This window comes from Bacillus salitolerans (genome assembly GCF_042680805.1).
In the GTDB taxonomy this organism is placed as follows: Bacteria; Bacillota; Bacilli; order Bacillales; family SA4; genus Bacillus_CJ; species Bacillus_CJ salitolerans.
Genome location: NZ_JBHUEM010000040.1, coordinates 1 through 16,817 on the forward strand (window position 1 = coordinate 1; position 16,817 = coordinate 16,817).

Genomic DNA, 16,817 nt, shown 5'->3' on the forward strand with positions numbered 1-16,817 from the left:
CCCATTCCGAACACGGAAGTTAAGCTCTTCAGCGCCGATGGTAGTTGGGGCATTGCCCCTGTGAGAGTAGGACATCGCCATGCAAGAAGAGAAAGAGCAGCTGAAGAGGCTGCTCTTTTTTTGTTTGAGGAAAGCTCGTAAGAGCTAGTAAACGGAGGAATCCGCCTAAGTAAAATCGAAACTGTGGGGGCGGAAAGGAGCAAGAAGGTCGAGGAAGTGAAATGAGAGAAGACCGGAACGTACGACCGTACGTGAGGATCTGAACGAATGAAACTGACGAAGAGATTCGCCGCTCATTTTTGTCCGAACCCGAACCCGGAAGTAAAGCTCGAGCGCCGATGGTAGTAAAAAAAGGAGCTTCTGCTAAAGGCGTGCACGTCCTGTGCACAACGCAGAAGTCACCACATCCTGTGGAAGTCCTGTGAGAGTAGGACGTCGCCATGAAAGAAGAGAAAGTGCAGCTGATGAGGCTGCTCTTTTTTTGTTTGGACTGAATTCATAAACTAGCGGTACGAGTTTTTTAATACGATATAGAAATAGTTGCAGTAGCAAAGATTGGGTCATTTCAAAATAATTGAATATAAGCAGAGGTAAGTAAAAAGGAAATGAGGTAAGTAAAAGACAAAACGAGGAAAGTAAAGCGAGGCAGAGGTAATTAAAATCGAAAAAGAGGAAAGTAAAACGCCAAACGGGGTAAGTAAAAGAGAAGCGAGGAAAGTAAAACGTCAAACGGGGTAAGTAAAAAGAGAAACGAGTTAAGTAAAACGCCAAACGGGGTAAGTAAAAGAGAAACGAGGAAAGTAAAACGTCAAATGGGGTAAGTAAAATGGGAAACGAGGAAAGTAAAACACCAAATGGGGTAAGTAAAAGAGAAACGAGGAAAGTAAAATGCCAAACGGGGTAAGTAAAAAGAGAAACGAGTTAAGTAAAACGCCAAACGGGGTAAGTAAAAGAGAAGCGAGGAAAGTAAAATGCCAAACGGGGTAAGTAAAAAGGGAAACGAGGAAAGTAAAACACCAAACGGGGTAAGTAAAAGAGAAACGAGTTAAGCAAAACGTCAAACGGGGTAAGTAAAAAGAGAAACGAGGAAAGTAAAACGCCAAACGGGGTAAGTAAAAAGAGAAACGAGTTAAGTAAAATGCCAAATGGGGTAAGTAAAAGAGAAACGAGGAAAGTAAAACGCCAAACGGGGTAAGTAAAAAGAGAAACGAGTTAAGTAAAACATCAAGTGGGGTAAGTAAAAGAGAAACGAAGCAAGTAAAGAGCAGAAAAGCATGTAAAATCGAAGAATAGACATGTAAAAGGGAAATGAGTAAAGTAAAAAACTTATCGGAATAAATAATACGTAAACAAATCAAGTAAATGAGCTACTAGAAACAAACTTTAACAATGACATGACAATACGAGTCTTGTGTTATCAAGGATAAATACGACTAATTAATCCTATACACGATTGCTCCCAAATCTAAAAAAGATTGATTGACTTTCACTCATCAGAGGAGTAAAGTCAAAATAAAATGTCATGTTAAGGAGTTAGTATGGAATTCTATACGAAGAATGTTCACTACGGAAAAAAAGTGGCTACACCAATAAAAAGCAAAGTAACTCCTATTTACCAATCTTCGGCCTTTACATTTGCGTCTCTACAAGAGTTAGAAGGATTTTATGAAGGGAAGGGAAACTTTTTATATTCAAGAGTAGGTAATCCGAATACTGATGAATTGGGTCAAGCTGTCGCTGCTTTAGAAGGTGCTGAACAAGGTGTTGCAACTTCATCAGGTCTTTCAGCAATATTGGTATCGATTTTAGCTGTAGCTTCTACTGGTGACCATGTTATCGCTCCAGTTGACCTTTATGGTGGAACATATCAGCTAATCGCAAAAGAGCTTAAGGATGTAGGAATAGAATCTACTTTTGTACCATTTGAATCCAAGCATACTATTCTAGAGGCAATAAAGCCTAATACAAGAGTAATCTATAGTGAATCTGTAACTAACCCACTCCTTAGAGTTGAAAATATTGACCAACTTGTAGAGGTTGCTAAAGAATATAAATTAATTTCAATTATTGATAATACTTTTGCTACCCCCTTACTTTGCAAACCAATTAATAAAGGAGTAGATTTGATCATACATAGTGCTACTAAATACATTGGAGGACACAGTGATGTTACTGCCGGTGTAGTAGTAGGGAACAAATCTCTAATGGAGAAGGTTAATCAAAAGGTTGTAAACTTAGGGACTAATTTAAGTCCATTTGAGAGCTGGTTAGCGTGCAGGGGAATCAAGACACTTAGTATTCGAATGGAGAAACAGGCCCAAAATGCAAAGGCATTAGCTGAAGCATTAGTTGGAGTAAAAGGTGTTAAGCAGTTGTTCTATCCCTCGACCTTATCTAGTTTAGGAAACGGTGCTATTGTTACAATTGAACTTGATACGGAATTATGCAGGATGGAAAGCTTCTTTGAGTCATTAGAGTGGATTAAGATTGTACCTACATTGGCAGGGGTAGAAACAACGGTTTCTTATCCAATTGCTACATCTCACCGAGCTCTGTCAGAAGACGACCTTAAAAAACTAGGAATTACTCGTGGAATGGTAAGGATCTCAGCAGGTATTGAGCACGATCAAGACATCATCAAAGCATTTAAAGAAGCTATTATAAAGTCACTTATTTAAAAAAGTGACTTTTTCCTTTATTTAATAAAGAATTTGTGTTACTATAAATATTGTCATCTTTTTAATTATCGTGTGGTGCAGCAACAAGCAGCACTTCAATGAATAAGCTTCGAGTTGTCACGACGCACATTCATCTCTGAATAGTCTTGAAGAGGAAGGGACAGTCAAAATACACTTAACTATGTGTATACACAACTAAATTTATTTTTATTATCGCGGGGTGGAGCAGTCTGGTAGCTCGTCGGGCTCATAACCCGAAGGTCGTAGGTTCAAATCCTGCCCCCGCAACCAACCTATTTACCTTTAGTCATTATACATAATAATACGGTCCCGTGGTGTAGCGGTTAACATGCCTGCCTGTCACGCAGGAGATCGCGGGTTCGATTCCCGTCGGGACCGCCATCTTAACGAAAGTATGCTTTCGTTTTTTTATTTGCATTTTTATGGGGAAAATAAGAAAATGACAATAGGCACCTTAGGATATAAACTCCTAAGGTATTTTTGTTGAATAAATTATCTCAAAAAGTGGTGTTCATATTGGGTATTCATGATGAATTTTCATTTATAAAGGCGATTACTCCAAAGGAGAAACGAAGAGAAGATGTAATTGTGAGTATTGGTGATGATGCCGCAATTTTTAGGACAGAAAAAAATAGTGATACAATTGCATGTACAGATACAATGGTGGAAGACATTCATTTTAAACAAGAAACAATGGAGCCTTTTCATATTGGATTTAAGGCGCTTGCTGCGAATATCAGTGATGTAGCAGCGATGGGGGGGATTCCGCAGTATTATCTTGTCTCCATTGCTATTCCGGAAAAATGGTCTGAAGAGTCCCTAATGGAGATTTATAAAGGAATGGAGCATCTAGCTGAAAAGTATAATATGGATCTTATTGGTGGAGATACGGTCTCGACCTTTGGACCATTGGTTTTGAATGTTACAGTAATTGGAAGCGTTGAGAATGATAGAGGAATAAAGCGCAGTAGTGCAAAGCCTGGTGACGTGGTGTTTATTACAGGAAACATTGGTGACTCTGCTGCAGGTTTACATATTCTTTTAAATGAGAAGGCTAATAAGAATCAATTATCACCCCTGGTATTAAAACATCAAATGCCATTACCAAATGTACAAGCCGGACAACTGTTAGTCAAACAAGATAGGGTCTCCCTCAATGATATCAGTGACGGAGCAGCTAGTGAGGCTATCGAAATTGCTGAAGCAAGCCATGTCGATATCATTCTATATAAGAGCCAGCTCCCGTTTTCTAATGATATTCTTACTTTTGGTTTTGATCGAGCACTAAATTGGGGATTGTTCGGTGGAGAGGACTATGAATTGATTGGTACGATATCACAAAATTCATGGGAGAAAGTGATGGCTGAATTCGCAAAAATAAAGATAAAGATTACCAAAGTAGGAGAAGTTGTAGAAGGCTCCGGAAAAGTTTTTTTACAATCTGAAAAAAGACGAGAACAATTATTAAAGCAAGGATATAATCATTTTGGAACACGGTGATACTATGAAAATTGTAGAATGGATAACACATAACGAGGACGAAACAAAGGCAATTGCTACAAAGCTTGGCCGACAAGCAAGTCCAGGTGATGTTTTTCTTCTAGAGGGAGATCTTGGTGCTGGAAAAACAACCTTTACAAAGGGACTCGCTAAAGGTTTAGAGGTCTCTCGGAACGTAAACAGCCCTACCTTCACGATTATAAAAGAGTATGCAGGTAGACTACCTCTTTATCATATGGATGTATATAGGGTCGAGGATTCATACGAAGACCTGGGGTTTGATGAATATTTTTACGGAGAAGGTGTAACCGTCGTAGAATGGGCACATCTAATCGAGGATCAGCTGCCTAATGAGTATGGAAAAATCGTTATTGAACGAATGGACGATATAAAAAGGAAAATTACCTTTGAAGCAGTTGGTGTTAGATATGAACAATTGTGCGAGGAGTTAGAAAAGAAATGAATATATTATCTATAGATACGTCGTCCTATGTAATGGGAGTTGCCATCATGAGGGATGGACAAATTGTTGGTGAGATTTTAACCAATACAAAGAAAAACCATTCCATTCGCTTAATGCCAGCGATTGATAGTTTAATGAAGGAGTGTGATGTGTCCCCAAAAATGCTACATAAGATTGTCGTAGCAAAAGGACCTGGGTCATATACAGGTGTACGTATCGGCGTAACCGTTGCCAAAACATTAGCATGGACCTTAAATATTCCTATCGTGAGTGTCTCAAGCCTAGAGCAGCTAGCATGGAATGGAAAAAATTTTGATGGTTATATTTGTCCGTTAATAGATGCTAGGAGACAGCATTTGTTTACAGGTCTTTATGAATATAAAAACGGCTCGATGGAAGCCATTATTGAGGATCAAAATATTCAAATCGATGAGTGGGTTTTAAAACTAATAGAGCTCGATAAGAATGTATTATTTATTGGGAATGATGTACCTATCCACCAAGAGACATTACATCAGAAACTTGGAAATCAAACAGTTTTTGCAGAAAAACTGGATTGGAATCCTAAACCGTCTATGTTAGCATTTATTGGAGCAATGAGAGATCCAGAACATACACATTCTTTTGTACCAAGCTATTTGCGATTAGCTGAAGCTGAAGCGAACTGGTTGGCTTCCAAAGAAACTTCCAAATAGGGGGTCTTTATGAACAATTCCATTTCCTTTCGGTTAATGACAGTAGCTGATATTGATCAAGTTTTAATGATTGAGCATGCGTCTTTTACAGTGCCATGGAGCCATGAGGCATTTTATAATGAGATGGTAAATAATCCTTATGCAAGCTATATTATTTTGCAAGAGGGTAATACGATTATAGGATATTGTGGATTATGGGTAGTCATGGAAGATGCTCATATCACCAATATTGCGGTTTTGCCAAGTTACAGAGGTAGAAAATTGGGAGAAGCGCTACTTAATCAAGCAATTGAATTGGCAAAAGCACTAGGTTCAGAGAGGCTGTCCTTGGAAGTCCGTGTTTCGAATCATGTGGCACAATCACTGTACCGTAAATTAGGTTTTCAAAATGGAGGTATCCGAAAAAATTATTACACAGATAATGGTGAGGATGCCTTAGTTATGTGGGTGAATATTCATGAAACATCAGATCATATTAGGAATTGAAACAAGCTGTGATGAAACAGCGGTTTCAATCGTAAAAAATGGACAAGAAATCCTTTCGAATGTCGTGGCTTCTCAAATTGAAAGTCATAAACGATTTGGTGGGGTAGTTCCCGAAATTGCCTCAAGACATCATGTTGAGCAACTGACCCTTGTTTTTGAAGAGGCATTAAAAGAAGCGAATGTCTCGTATGAGGATATTGATGCGATAGCTGTAACAGAGGGTCCAGGATTGGTGGGTGCCCTTTTAATAGGTGTAAACGCAGCAAAGGCACTTGCCTTTGCACATGGCATCCCACTTGTTGGGGTACATCATATAGCAGGGCATATATATGCAAATCGATTTATGAAGGAATTTACGTTCCCGCTATTATCATTGGTTGTTTCAGGTGGGCATACAGAACTCGTTTTAATGAAGGAGCATGGCTCGTTTGAGGTTATTGGTGAAACACGTGATGATGCAGTGGGGGAAGCGTATGATAAAGTGGCAAGAACTTTAGAGTTGCCTTATCCAGGCGGTCCACATATTGACCGTTTAGCACATTCAGGACAGCCAACATTAAACCTGCCAAGAGCGTGGTTAGAGCCAGGCTCTTATGATTTTAGCTTCAGTGGGCTAAAATCTGCTGTCATAAATGCACTTCACAACGCAAGCCAAAGAGGAGAGGTGTTAGCTCCTGAAAATGTAGCAGCTAGCTTCCAAGATAGTGTAATAGATGTACTCGTAACGAAAACTGTGAAGGCTACAAAGGAGTATGGAGTGAAGCAAGTGCTTTTAGCGGGCGGAGTTGCTGCTAATAAAGGATTAAGAGCCGAGCTAGAGAGAGTGTTTCAAGAGATACCTAATGTCGAACTAGTCATACCTCCTTTGTCCTTATGTACGGATAACGCAGCGATGATTGCAGCGGCTGGAAGTATTGCGTATGAAAAAGGGAAACGCTCAGGATTCGACTTAAATGCAAATCCTGGGTTAGAATTAACATCTTTTAACAAAAGCAGTATCTAAAAAGGCTATCATGAGTAGCCTTTTTTATTTTGCGATAATAGTAGTGAATAATCAATCTGTGGATAACCTGTGGATATGTGAATTACTAATTGTGTGTTTTGTGGAAAACTAGTCAAAAACCACGTATTTTCATGTTGGTATTGTGGATAACAATGTGTATATGTGGGTAAAAAAAACACCAACGCTAATATTGTTGGTGTTTTTAGTGAAAGCAAAGAATTATTGTTAGGTTATCCACAAACTGTTTATTCACCTTTCTCAATTAATTCTTCCCATTCCTCCATTAACTGCTCTAATTTTTCATTGGTATGACTCGTTTCATTGTTTAGCATTTGTACTTTTTCGTGATCCTGATAAATTTCTGGATCACAAAGTAACTCTTCATTTTTAGCGATTGAAGCCTCCAGAGCTGAAATCTCTGTTTCAATTTCGTCGAGACGTCTCTTTCGTTGTCTTTCTACCCGTTTTAATTCTTTTTCCTCTTCGTAGCTTAATTTTACTTCTGGTTTTTTTGGATTTATTTCTATAGAAACGGTTTTCTTTTCGAACTGCTCTAATTCAATAAGATTAGCCTTTTTTTCAAGATAATAATCATAATCGCCCAAAAACTCCGTAACATTTCTTCGACCTAGCTCGAGTACTTTTGTTGAGATTCGGTTAATAAAGTATCGATCATGAGAAACAAACAGTATCGTTCCAGGATAATCGATTAATGCATTTTCAAGTATCTCTTTACTATCTAAATCAAGATGGTTTGTAGGTTCGTCTAATATAAGAAAGTTCGCTTTTTGCATCATTAATTTCGCTAATGCCAATCGGGCTTTCTCGCCACCGCTTAAGGTAGATACTTCTTTTAACACGTCATCTCCTGAAAAAAGAAAATTACCGAGAATGGTTCGGATGTCTTTTTCAGGAACAAGAGGATATTCATCCCAGAGCTCATTTAAGACTCGTTTATTTGATTTTAAGTTTGCTTGCTCTTGATCATAATATCCAATAGAAACTCCTGATCCAAACTGGATTGTCCCATTGCTAGGCTTTATTTTCTGTAAAATTCCTTTTAATAAACTTGACTTACCGATTCCATTTGGACCAATTAAAGCAACGCTTTCTCCTCTATTTAAGGTAAAGGTAATATTTTCAATGGTAGGTTTATTTTCCTCATAGGAGATAGCTAGATTTTGTACTTTTAATACATCATTTCCACTTTGTCGTTCAATTTGAAATTGGAAGGATGCTGATTTCTCATCCCCAGACGGCTTGTCCACCAATTCTATGCGGTCTAACTGTTTTCTCCTACTTTGGGCTCTTTTAGTAGTGGATGCTCTAGCAATATTCTTTTGAATGAAATCCTTTAACTTGGCTACTTCATCCTGTTGTTTTTCAAATTGTTTAAGATCTCGTTCATAATTCTCAGCCTTTTTCACAAGATAGTGACTGTAGTTACCGAGATATTTCTGAATGGAAGTTCTAGAAATTTCATAAACCTGTGTGACTAATTTATCTAGAAAGTATCGGTCATGGGAAACAATTAAGATTGCACCAGGATATGAGCTTAAATATTGTTCTAACCAAGCTAATGTACTCATATCAAGATGGTTGGTAGGCTCGTCTAATATTAGTAAATCGGGTTTTGTTAATAACAACTTCCCGAGGGCTAATCGTGTTTTTTGTCCCCCACTTAGTGTGGAAATAGCTGTAGAGTAGTTAAAATCACCGAAACCTAAACCGTGAAGTACAGAGCGAATCTCTGACTCGTACTGATAGCCACCTTCAAGTTTAAAGCTTTCTTGTAAAAGATCATATTCTTTAAGAATGCGATCGTATTGAGTTGAATTACTAAATATACTAGGATCTCCCATTTTTTCTTCAAGGGAACGTAATTCTCTTTCTTTTATTTTTAAATGTTGAAATACAGAGAGCATTTCATCCCAAATAGATAATGATGTTTCAAGTCCGGTGTGTTGAGCTAAATACCCCATCATGACATCCTTAGGTTTAATGATTTCTCCACCATCATGTGAAATATGTCCAGCAATTATCTTTAATAAAGTAGATTTTCCGGCTCCATTTCGACCAACTAGTGCAATACGGTCTCTTGATTGTACTTCTAATTTTATATTCGATAAAATAAGGTCAGACCCATAGTGTTTTGTTATTTGGTTGAGTTGCAGTAAGATCATGTTTTTCACCTCAAGTTTCCTATCTATAAGTGTATATATTTTTATATCGCTGGGCAATAGATGAGTATACAACATGAGTATGTTTCGTCGTAAAATGTTCACAAAAGGATATGCGACATTTTCGTTTAAATAGTGTATAGTCAATGTAGAGAAGTCTAGCCATAGGAGGGATTAGTTTATGGCAGAATTTACTCATTTCAATACGCAAGGTCATGCGAAAATGGTAGATATTACCTCTAAAGGAGATACTACTAGAACAGCCTTAGCAAGAACAAGTGTTGAGGTCTCAAACGAAATCTACCAGAAAATTGTTTCCTCTCAAATCCAAAAAGGAGATGTCCTTGCTGTTGCCCAAGTCGCGGGAATAATGGCAGCTAAAAAGACATCTGAGATTATTCCTATGTGTCATCCGATTCCAATAAAGGGAGTCGACATCACATTTAATTGGAAGCAAAAAGAAAGTATGTATGAGCTCGAGATTGACTGTATAGTGAAGACAAAGGGCAGTACAGGTGTTGAGATGGAAGCGTTAACTGCAGTTTCCGCGTGTGCTCTAACAGTATATGACATGTGTAAAGCAGTGGATAAAGGAATGGTAATTGGTCCGACATACTTAGTTGAAAAGACTGGCGGAAAGAGCGGGGATTACCACCGAGAGTAGAAAATGATAGGTGATAAGGTTGAGTCAAGAACAGTCTAAAATACCCCAAGCAACAGCGAAGCGATTACCATTGTATTATCGTTTCTTAAAAAATTTATATTTGTCAGGAAAAACGAGAGTCTCCTCTGCTGAACTAAGTGAGGCTGTAAAGGTTGATTCGGCTACTATTCGCAGAGATTTCTCATATTTTGGTGCACTTGGGAAAAAGGGGTATGGATATAATATTCAATATTTGTTATCCTTTTTCAGGAAAACTCTTGATCAAGATGAGCTAACAAAGGTTACCTTGATTGGGGTTGGAAACCTTGGTACTGCATTTTTAAACTACAATTTTATAAAAAATAATAATACTAAAATCGAAATGGCCTTTGACGTAGATATAAATAAGGTAGGAACGTTGATTGGGGATGTTCCAATATACCATTTTGATGAATTGGAGAATCGACTAGCAAATGATGTATCAATTGCGATATTAACAGTACCTGCATCGGTTGCCCAACCTATAACCGACCGATTAATTTCGTTAGGTATAAAGGGGATTCTGAATTTCACTCCTGCTAGAATCAATGTTCCGGATACAGTTCGAATTCACCATATAGATCTCGCCGTTGAATTACAGTCGTTAGTGTACTTTTTGAAAAACTATCCATTAGATTAAAGGAGGTGATTGGTTATGCCAAACATCGGATTAGGAAGCCTCTTATTAATTGTTTTCGTTGCTTTATTGATTTTTGGACCTAGAAAGCTACCTGAGTTAGGAAAGGCAGCTGGAAATACTCTTCGTGAATTCAAAAACGCTACAAAAGGGTTAGCGGATGATGAGGACGATGAAAAGAAAAAAGACGCTAACAAGTAAGCTGGACGATTTTTCTGGTGCTTACAAGCCTTCGCGCCTCGAACAGAAGTGCTTTCAACAAGCCAATGTACTTAAAAAATGTTTTTATTTGCTGAACATGTAAGTTAGGATGATATCCAATGAATCAAAATGAAATGTCCATTTATGATCATATTGGGGAATTGAGAAAACGACTCATTATCGTAGTCGTTTTCTTCTTTCTAGCAGTAGTTGGAAGCTTCTTCATAGCTGAACCGCTGATTGTGTATCTGCAAAAAGCAGATGAAGCGAGTGAGCTAACAATGAATGCATTCCGATTAACAGACCCTATAAAAATATATATGCAATTTGCGTTTATAGTGGCTTTTGTCATTACGTCTCCGATTGCCTTATATCAATTGTGGGCGTTTATTAGCCCTGGTTTATATTCTAGAGAACGGAAAGTCACATTAAGCTATATACCGATTTCAGTTTTTCTATTTTTACTTGGAATTGCATTTTCTTATTTTGTTTTATTTCCATTTGTCGTTGACTTTATGTCAAGGCTTGCATCGAGGTTAGATATACAGCAGGTCATTGGAATCAATGAGTATTTTCAATTTTTGTTTCAGTTAACTCTTCCATTTGGTATTTTGTTTCAATTGCCTGTTGTTATTATGTTTTTAACAAGATTAGGGATTGTAACGCCAGCCTTCTTGGCAAAAGTTCGAAAGTACGCTTATTTTGTGTTATTAGTGATAGGGGCGATGATTACCCCTCCAGAATTGATCTCACATATGATGGTTACGATTCCATTATTTTTTCTGTATGAAATTAGTATTCTTATTTCAAAGGGTGCCTATAAAAAGAAGCTCAGAGCAGAACAAGAACAAGAATAAAAACCTCCATTTCAAGATTAAATGGAGGTTTTTTTATGTTTATTTTTTTGACTTCGTTTGTTTTATTTTATTTGCAATTAGCATCATTCTAATTCCAACTCCAAAATCAAATGTTGCAACTACCATTAAAATGATGGTTGGAAAGCTCCATATATTATCGGTCTTACTTTGGATCGCCAATACGACAAAAATAATACCCATTCCAAAATATAATAAGCCCATTAAAAAAGGTGATCGCATGTTGAAAAAGCCTCCAGTTGATAAATACTTCGATAAATATATCGTTATGTGCTGATTTAATGGAAAAGCGATATGAATGCCTGCAGTGTTTCCAGTTCCTGTTGGTATCTCTCGATTTCATCTTTAAATATAAGTTGTACTAAAACAACAAAAGTATTTAAAGAAACATGAGCAAATATCGGAACAAGAATTCGTTTCGTTTTTACATAAAGATAAGCAAACGTCAAACCAGTAGCTGTGTAGACAAGGATGTTTACAAAGTCCATATGAATAATACCGAAGATAGCCGAGCTTAATAGGGCCGCTATCCAAAAGTTGAAACGCTGATAGAGCGTGCCGAATATAATTTTACGAAAAACAATTTCTTCTAAGATAGGTCCAAGAATAGATGTTACTACTATGAAGAGAGGGGTCGCTTTTGCAAGTTCTAAAAGAAACTCCGTATTTTCAGATCCAGGTTCAGCCCCAAATACCTCTTGGGTAATGTACCCTGCCATTGCTTGCGATACAAGCCCTAAAATGATACCGACAAAAGCCCAAATAATAGATACGGGAATGGAGCTTGGCTGATTCATTCTTGATAGTGGTGGCTGTTTTCTAATTAAAAGTATGATAATAATTAGTGCCAAGAGGAAACTAAACAGCATCCAATATGTATAGGCGAGCTTTAATGTAGCAGCTTCATCTTGAAGGGAACCACCAATTCCTAGCTTTAGTAACAATGGGACTCCTAACAACCCTGAGATTTGCATTAAAAAATAGGTAATGATCACGAGCCAGTATCTCTTTGCCGTTTGGTTCTGGCCTTTATAGTTCGTTTCCAATAGCCACAATCTCCTTTTTCCAAAAACTTTTGAAACTAATTGAAAAACAGTCTTTAGTATTGTACCATAGTTAAGTTTTGATTGAGCACTGAAAGCTTCACCAAAATGAAAATGGTCCATACAAACATATTGTATGTATAATGCTTACTATATAGTAGAAAGACCGGGTAAAATTCTAGCGAATCTCCTTCACATATTTAGTAAAAAGGTAGAGGGTTTAGTCATAGACTAGGCAGGATAAAATGTAAGAGGTAAGATTTATAAGAATGCTCAGTTACCTATAAGTATGGATTAAGTAAAATAAGTTTGTTAGAAATTGTCGGATTAAGACGTTAAAAATTTTCATCAAAATCGTTAGTTTTGACTTGCAATACTAGAAGAGATTATTTAATATAATAGTTGTGTTAGCACTCGAGACTAATGAGTGCTAATAATAAGATTATAATAATATTGAGGAGGTTGTCTCACATGTTAAAGCCATTAGGAGATCGCGTTATTATCGAGCTAGTTGAATCTGAAGAAAAGACTGCTAGCGGAATTGTTTTACCAGATTCAGCAAAGGAAAAGCCTCAAGAAGGTAAAGTAGTAGCTGTTGGTACAGGTCGTGTTCTTGATAACGGTGAGCGTGTTGCTCTAGAAGTATCTGCTGGGGACCGTATCATCTTCTCAAAATATGCTGGTACTGAAGTGAAGTATGAAGGTAGCGAATACTTAATTCTTCGTGAGAGCGATATTTTAGCTGTAATCGGTTAATACACATACTTAGAATAAAAGACAACGGTGGTTGTCATGCATAGTTTATACTTATAACAGATAATTAGAGGAGGTACACAAACATGGCTAAAGAAATTAAATTTAGTGAAGATGCACGTCGCGCAATGCTTCGTGGTGTTGATACTCTTGCAAATGCAGTAAAGGTAACGTTAGGACCAAAAGGACGTAACGTGGTTCTTGAGAAGAAGTTTGGTTCACCACTTATTACAAATGATGGTGTTACAATCGCGAAAGAAATTGAATTAGAAGATGCATTCGAGAACATGGGTGCAAAGTTAGTTGCAGAAGTTGCTTCTAAGACTAATGATATTGCTGGTGACGGTACGACTACTGCTACAGTTCTTGCACAAGCGATGATTCGTGAAGGCTTAAAGAACGTAACAGCTGGAGCTAACCCTGTTGGAGTACGTAAAGGTATCGAAAAGGCGGTTACTACAGCAGTTGGAGAGCTTGCTGCTATCTCAAAGCCAATCGAAGGTAGATCTTCAATCGCTCAAGTAGCTGCGATTTCTGCTGCTGATGAAGAAGTAGGTCAATTAATCGCTGAAGCAATGGAGCGCGTTGGTAACGACGGGGTTATCACAATCGAAGAATCAAAAGGATTCACGACTGAACTAGAAGTAGTAGAAGGTATGCAATTTGACCGTGGATATGCTTCACCATACATGGTAACTGATTCTGATAAGATGGAAGCTGTTCTTGAAAACCCATATATCTTAATCACTGATAAGAAGATCACTAGCATTCAAGAAATCTTACCGGTACTTGAGCAAGTTGTTCAACAAGGAAAGCCACTATTACTAGTTGCTGAAGATGTTGAAGGGGAAGCTCTTGCTACTCTAGTAGTAAACAAGCTACGTGGAACATTCAATGCAGTAGCTGTTAAGGCTCCTGGATTTGGTGACCGTCGTAAGGCTATGCTAGAAGATATCGCTGTGTTAACTGGCGGTGAAGTAATCACTGAAGATTTAGGATTAGATCTTAAATCTGCTAACATCAATCAATTAGGTCGCGCTTCCAAAGTTGTTGTCACAAAAGAAAATACAACAATCGTTGAAGGTAATGGAGAATCTGCTAACATCGCAGCTCGCGTGAAGCAAATCCGTACTCAAATGGAAGAAACGACTTCAGAATTTGATAAAGAAAAATTACAAGAGCGTCTTGCTAAGCTTGCAGGTGGAGTTGCAGTTGTTAAGGTTGGAGCTGCTACTGAAACTGAGCTTAAAGAGCGTAAGTTACGTATCGAAGACGCATTAAACTCAACTCGTGCTGCAGTTGAAGAAGGTATCGTTTCTGGTGGTGGTACTGCACTAGTGAACGTATACAACAAAGTTGCTGCATTAGAAGCTACTGGTGACGAGAGAACTGGTATCAACATCGTTCTTCGTGCACTAGAAGAGCCAGTTCGTCAAATCGCACACAATGCTGGTCTTGAAGGGTCAGTTATCGTTGAGCGCTTAAAGAAAGAAGAAGTTGGTGTTGGTTACAACGCAGCAACTGGTGAGTGGGTAAACATGATCGAAGCTGGTATCGTGGATCCTACTAAAGTAACTCGTTCAGCCCTTCAAAACGCTGCATCTGTATCTGCAATGTTCTTAACGACAGAAGCAGTTGTGGCTGATATTAAAGAAGAAAACGCTGGTGGCGGAATGCCTGACATGGGCGGAATGGGTGGAATGGGCGGCATGATGTAATCTGCCCCTTGAACCCTTGATATGACTGGGTTTGTTGGTAAGGTGAGAGTGGCTTGCTAACATTTTGCTAACATTGAGGTAAATTATCGGAGGCTTCTCATTAGTTCACTGAACTTTTGGGAAGCTTCTTTTTTCATTTCTTTCGTAACGTGGAGATACACATTCTTTGTAATTTGGTCATCAGTATGGCCGAGCCGATCCATGATTTGTTCGAGTGACACATTAGCTTCGGCAAGTAGGGAGGTATGTGTATGCCTTAAGCTATGTGGTGTTAATTCTTCATTTAGGCCAGCTATTCTAAGCAGCCTTTTCATTCGGTCTCTCACATTTTTAATCACGATGGGATAACCGAATTGTCTCTCCATCTTAGCAAAGATAAAATACCTATTGTAATAATCGTCACCTAATCGCATTCTTACTTGATTTTGAGCTTCCTTGTGATCCTTTAAAGCTTGAATAACATCTTCATCTACTACAATTTTCCGCCTTGATTTTCGGGTTTTGGGTGTGACTAACTGATACTCCACGGTATTGTTATTTGGATTATAATACGTCTTGGTAATACTTATCGTATGGTTTAGGAAGTCTATATCCTTCCACTTGAGAGCAACTAACTCTCCAACCCTCATTCCAGTATAGGCGAGTATTAAAAACACTAAGTAATCATGTTCAAGGCCATTTTGTTTTGCTGTTTCTAAAAACAAGGCCAGCTCTTCTTTTTCTAAGTAATTTGGTACTTCCTCTTCTTCCAGTTGTTCAATCGTTTTTTTGTCTTTCTTAACGTAAGCGAATTCTGTAGGATCCTTCTTTAATAGCTCCAATTCTAGTGCCTTTCGAAAGATCATCCTCCCGGTTCGATTGATTCCCTCCCTTGTGCTATCAGCTAACCCTTGATCTTTTAAGTCATTGAGAGCATCTTGGTACATCTTTCTTGTGATGTCCTTTAATTTTAATTGAGCAAAGTAGGGTAATAACCTCCCAATTTCATGAAGTCGAACACGAATAGTTCCGGGCTTAACGTCCTTTGATTCACTGTAGATATGCAGCCATTCTTTAGCAAAGTCGCTGAAAGTTTTGTCTGTATCCTCTAAATATGTCCCTTGATTTAACTCGTAAATGAGAGTATTAGCTGCCGCTTCTGCTTCTTGTTGGGTCAGAAAACCACTTTTAGACTTCTGTTTTCTTTTTCCAGAGATTGGGTCTATTCCGACATCAACGACATATGCCCATTTTGCACCGCAAGTACATTTTTTCTTTTTGCAAGTATAGTTCCTTCGATATAGATGTCCTTTCATTTGTAACCTCACTTTCTAAAAAATATTTTGTTGCTAAAAATACATTATTACCAAGTGTAATTCCATTAATTCATTCCATTTATTCGCTACATAATAAGAGAGATTTTATAGTGGAGGAAGTAATTGATAAGGGGGAGTTTTATGGGTAGTAGACTACATACTGCGTAGCAAAGAGGATCAACTTCAGATGACTTTGTGAAAGATTTCACTAAAACTATAAGGTCGAGTGTTAGTTTAAGAAGAGTGAGATAACTGAGAGCTATTCATAAAAATGAGTAAGTAGATTTAATTGAGAAAACATAATTAATCATGAATTTAGCTAAGTATACAATTATAATATAGAATTGGATCTATCTTAAATATAGAAGTACCTATAGAAGATTATTACTTCATGCTAAATTTCGAGATTTTACAATTTGGGGAGATAGACTTTAAATTTACTATCTTCCTGTGGTTTAAGGATGAAAATTTCACTTAAACATTAATCGATATGCAAATCGTTTGCCAAAATAATGATTCCATTTGCTGAGCATGTAGGTGAGTATCTATTATTACTTGGAATTGATGGGGCATCGAAAGGGAAAGAT

16 protein-coding genes, 2 tRNA genes and 1 rRNA gene are annotated in these 16,817 nt (G+C 37.7%); 15 read left to right on the plus strand and 4 right to left on the minus strand.

Features of this window, described 5'->3' with window-relative positions:
• The 9 genes from rrf to tsaD all read left to right on the plus strand — a co-directional run.
• Positions 1 to 83: ribosomal RNA gene (gene rrf, locus ACFSCX_RS25730) — 5S ribosomal RNA — on the plus strand; the annotation flags it as partial.
• A 1,455-nt stretch (positions 84 to 1,538) separates the two neighbouring features.
• Positions 1,539 to 2,678: a trans-sulfuration enzyme family protein gene (locus tag ACFSCX_RS16900; RefSeq protein WP_377929423.1), complete on the plus strand. Its 1,140-nt coding sequence runs from the start codon at positions 1,539 to 1,541 to the stop codon at positions 2,676 to 2,678.
• A 214-nt stretch (positions 2,679 to 2,892) separates the two neighbouring features.
• A tRNA-Met gene (locus ACFSCX_RS16905) sits at positions 2,893 to 2,969 on the plus strand.
• Between the two features lie 35 nt (positions 2,970 to 3,004).
• Positions 3,005 to 3,080: transfer RNA gene (locus ACFSCX_RS16910), tRNA-Asp, on the plus strand.
• A 126-nt stretch (positions 3,081 to 3,206) separates the two neighbouring features.
• Entirely contained in the window at positions 3,207 to 4,199 is a 993-nt protein-coding gene (thiL, locus tag ACFSCX_RS16915; RefSeq protein ID WP_465252674.1) for a thiamine-phosphate kinase, read from the plus strand.
• A gap of 4 nt (positions 4,200 to 4,203) precedes the next feature.
• Positions 4,204 to 4,662, plus strand: a complete 459-nt coding sequence (tsaE, locus tag ACFSCX_RS16920; protein WP_377929462.1) for a tRNA (adenosine(37)-N6)-threonylcarbamoyltransferase complex ATPase subunit type 1 TsaE — start codon at positions 4,204 to 4,206, stop codon at positions 4,660 to 4,662.
• Positions 4,659 to 5,357 (plus strand): tRNA (adenosine(37)-N6)-threonylcarbamoyltransferase complex dimerization subunit type 1 TsaB, encoded by a 699-nt coding sequence (gene tsaB / locus ACFSCX_RS16925; protein ID WP_377929425.1) that lies wholly within the window; start codon positions 4,659 to 4,661, stop codon positions 5,355 to 5,357. Before tsaE ends, tsaB begins: the two co-directional genes overlap by 4 nt.
• 9 nt (positions 5,358 to 5,366) lie before the next feature.
• Positions 5,367 to 5,843: a ribosomal protein S18-alanine N-acetyltransferase gene (rimI, locus tag ACFSCX_RS16930; RefSeq protein WP_377929426.1), complete on the plus strand. Its 477-nt coding sequence runs from the start codon at positions 5,367 to 5,369 to the stop codon at positions 5,841 to 5,843.
• Entirely contained in the window at positions 5,815 to 6,846 is a 1,032-nt protein-coding gene (tsaD, locus tag ACFSCX_RS16935) for a tRNA (adenosine(37)-N6)-threonylcarbamoyltransferase complex transferase subunit TsaD (RefSeq protein WP_377929427.1), read from the plus strand. The genes rimI and tsaD overlap by 29 nt, the downstream gene beginning before the upstream one ends.
• Before the next feature lie 245 nt (positions 6,847 to 7,091).
• Here the strand turns inward: tsaD and ACFSCX_RS16940 are convergent, their stop codons facing one another.
• Positions 7,092 to 9,029, minus strand: a complete 1,938-nt coding sequence (locus ACFSCX_RS16940; RefSeq protein ID WP_377929428.1) for an ABC-F family ATP-binding cassette domain-containing protein — start codon at positions 9,027 to 9,029, stop codon at positions 7,092 to 7,094.
• A gap of 178 nt (positions 9,030 to 9,207) precedes the next feature.
• Between ACFSCX_RS16940 and moaC the strand changes: the two genes are divergently transcribed.
• From moaC to tatC, 4 genes are all read left to right on the plus strand, one after another.
• Positions 9,208 to 9,690 (plus strand): cyclic pyranopterin monophosphate synthase MoaC, encoded by a 483-nt coding sequence (gene moaC, locus ACFSCX_RS16945; protein WP_377929429.1) that lies wholly within the window; start codon positions 9,208 to 9,210, stop codon positions 9,688 to 9,690.
• A 19-nt stretch (positions 9,691 to 9,709) separates the two neighbouring features.
• Positions 9,710 to 10,348 (plus strand): redox-sensing transcriptional repressor Rex, encoded by a 639-nt coding sequence (locus ACFSCX_RS16950; RefSeq protein WP_377929430.1) that lies wholly within the window; start codon positions 9,710 to 9,712, stop codon positions 10,346 to 10,348.
• Positions 10,349 to 10,363: 15 nt separating this feature from the next.
• Complete coding sequence (locus tag ACFSCX_RS16955) at positions 10,364 to 10,546, plus strand: twin-arginine translocase TatA/TatE family subunit (protein ID WP_377929431.1); 183 nt, start codon at positions 10,364 to 10,366, stop codon at positions 10,544 to 10,546.
• A 119-nt stretch (positions 10,547 to 10,665) separates the two neighbouring features.
• Complete coding sequence (tatC, locus tag ACFSCX_RS16960; protein ID WP_377929432.1) at positions 10,666 to 11,403, plus strand: twin-arginine translocase subunit TatC; 738 nt, start codon at positions 10,666 to 10,668, stop codon at positions 11,401 to 11,403.
• Positions 11,404 to 11,442: 39 nt separating this feature from the next.
• On the opposite strand, the gene ACFSCX_RS16965 is transcribed toward tatC, so the two are convergent.
• A complete protein-coding gene (locus tag ACFSCX_RS16965; protein ID WP_377929433.1) occupies positions 11,443 to 11,643 on the minus strand; it encodes a YdiK family protein in 201 nt (66 codons plus the stop codon).
• Between the two features lie 56 nt (positions 11,644 to 11,699).
• Positions 11,700 to 12,395, minus strand: coding sequence for a CPBP family intramembrane glutamic endopeptidase (locus ACFSCX_RS16970; protein WP_377929463.1), 696 nt, complete (start codon positions 12,393 to 12,395; stop codon positions 11,700 to 11,702).
• 540 nt (positions 12,396 to 12,935) lie between these two features.
• Between ACFSCX_RS16970 and groES the strand changes: the two genes are divergently transcribed.
• Positions 12,936 to 13,220 carry a co-chaperone GroES gene (gene groES / locus ACFSCX_RS16975; RefSeq protein ID WP_377929434.1) on the plus strand — a complete coding sequence of 95 codons (285 nt, stop codon included), beginning with the start codon at positions 12,936 to 12,938 and terminating at the stop codon, positions 13,218 to 13,220.
• A gap of 83 nt (positions 13,221 to 13,303) precedes the next feature.
• The gene (groL, locus tag ACFSCX_RS16980; protein ID WP_377929435.1) at positions 13,304 to 14,935 is read left to right on the plus strand and encodes a chaperonin GroEL; all 1,632 of its coding nucleotides are present in this window, start codon (positions 13,304 to 13,306) and stop codon (positions 14,933 to 14,935) included.
• Between the two features lie 83 nt (positions 14,936 to 15,018).
• Here groL and ACFSCX_RS16985 read toward each other — a convergent pair whose 3' ends face one another.
• Positions 15,019 to 16,230 (minus strand): site-specific integrase, encoded by a 1,212-nt coding sequence (locus ACFSCX_RS16985; protein ID WP_377929436.1) that lies wholly within the window; start codon positions 16,228 to 16,230, stop codon positions 15,019 to 15,021.
• Positions 16,231 to 16,817 lie beyond the last annotated feature (587 nt).

What these genes read in the sequence shown, in the direction of transcription:
- ACFSCX_RS16900 (WP_377929423.1), top strand. Translation starts at nt 1,539, where the DNA reads ATGGAATTCTATACGAAGAATGTTCACTACGGAAAAAAAGTGGCTACA.
- tsaE (WP_377929462.1), top strand. Translation starts at nt 4,204, where the DNA reads ATGAAAATTGTAGAATGGATAACACATAACGAGGACGAAACAAAGGCA.
- tsaB (WP_377929425.1), top strand. Translation starts at nt 4,659, where the DNA reads ATGAATATATTATCTATAGATACGTCGTCCTATGTAATGGGAGTTGCC.
- rimI (WP_377929426.1), top strand. Translation starts at nt 5,367, where the DNA reads ATGAACAATTCCATTTCCTTTCGGTTAATGACAGTAGCTGATATTGAT.
- tsaD (WP_377929427.1), top strand. Translation starts at nt 5,815, where the DNA reads ATGAAACATCAGATCATATTAGGAATTGAAACAAGCTGTGATGAAACA.
- ACFSCX_RS16940 (WP_377929428.1), bottom strand. Translation starts at nt 9,029, where the DNA reads ATGATCTTACTGCAACTCAACCAAATAACAAAACACTATGGGTCTGAC.
- moaC (WP_377929429.1), top strand. Translation starts at nt 9,208, where the DNA reads ATGGCAGAATTTACTCATTTCAATACGCAAGGTCATGCGAAAATGGTA.
- ACFSCX_RS16955 (WP_377929431.1), top strand. Translation starts at nt 10,364, where the DNA reads ATGCCAAACATCGGATTAGGAAGCCTCTTATTAATTGTTTTCGTTGCT.
- tatC (WP_377929432.1), top strand. Translation starts at nt 10,666, where the DNA reads ATGAATCAAAATGAAATGTCCATTTATGATCATATTGGGGAATTGAGA.
- ACFSCX_RS16965 (WP_377929433.1), bottom strand. Translation starts at nt 11,643, where the DNA reads ATGCGATCACCTTTTTTAATGGGCTTATTATATTTTGGAATGGGTATT.
- ACFSCX_RS16970 (WP_377929463.1), bottom strand. Translation starts at nt 12,395, where the DNA reads ATGCAAATCTCAGGGTTGTTAGGAGTCCCATTGTTACTAAAGCTAGGA.
- groES (WP_377929434.1), top strand. Translation starts at nt 12,936, where the DNA reads ATGTTAAAGCCATTAGGAGATCGCGTTATTATCGAGCTAGTTGAATCT.
- groL (WP_377929435.1), top strand. Translation starts at nt 13,304, where the DNA reads ATGGCTAAAGAAATTAAATTTAGTGAAGATGCACGTCGCGCAATGCTT.
- ACFSCX_RS16985 (WP_377929436.1), bottom strand. Translation starts at nt 16,230, where the DNA reads ATGAAAGGACATCTATATCGAAGGAACTATACTTGCAAAAAGAAAAAA.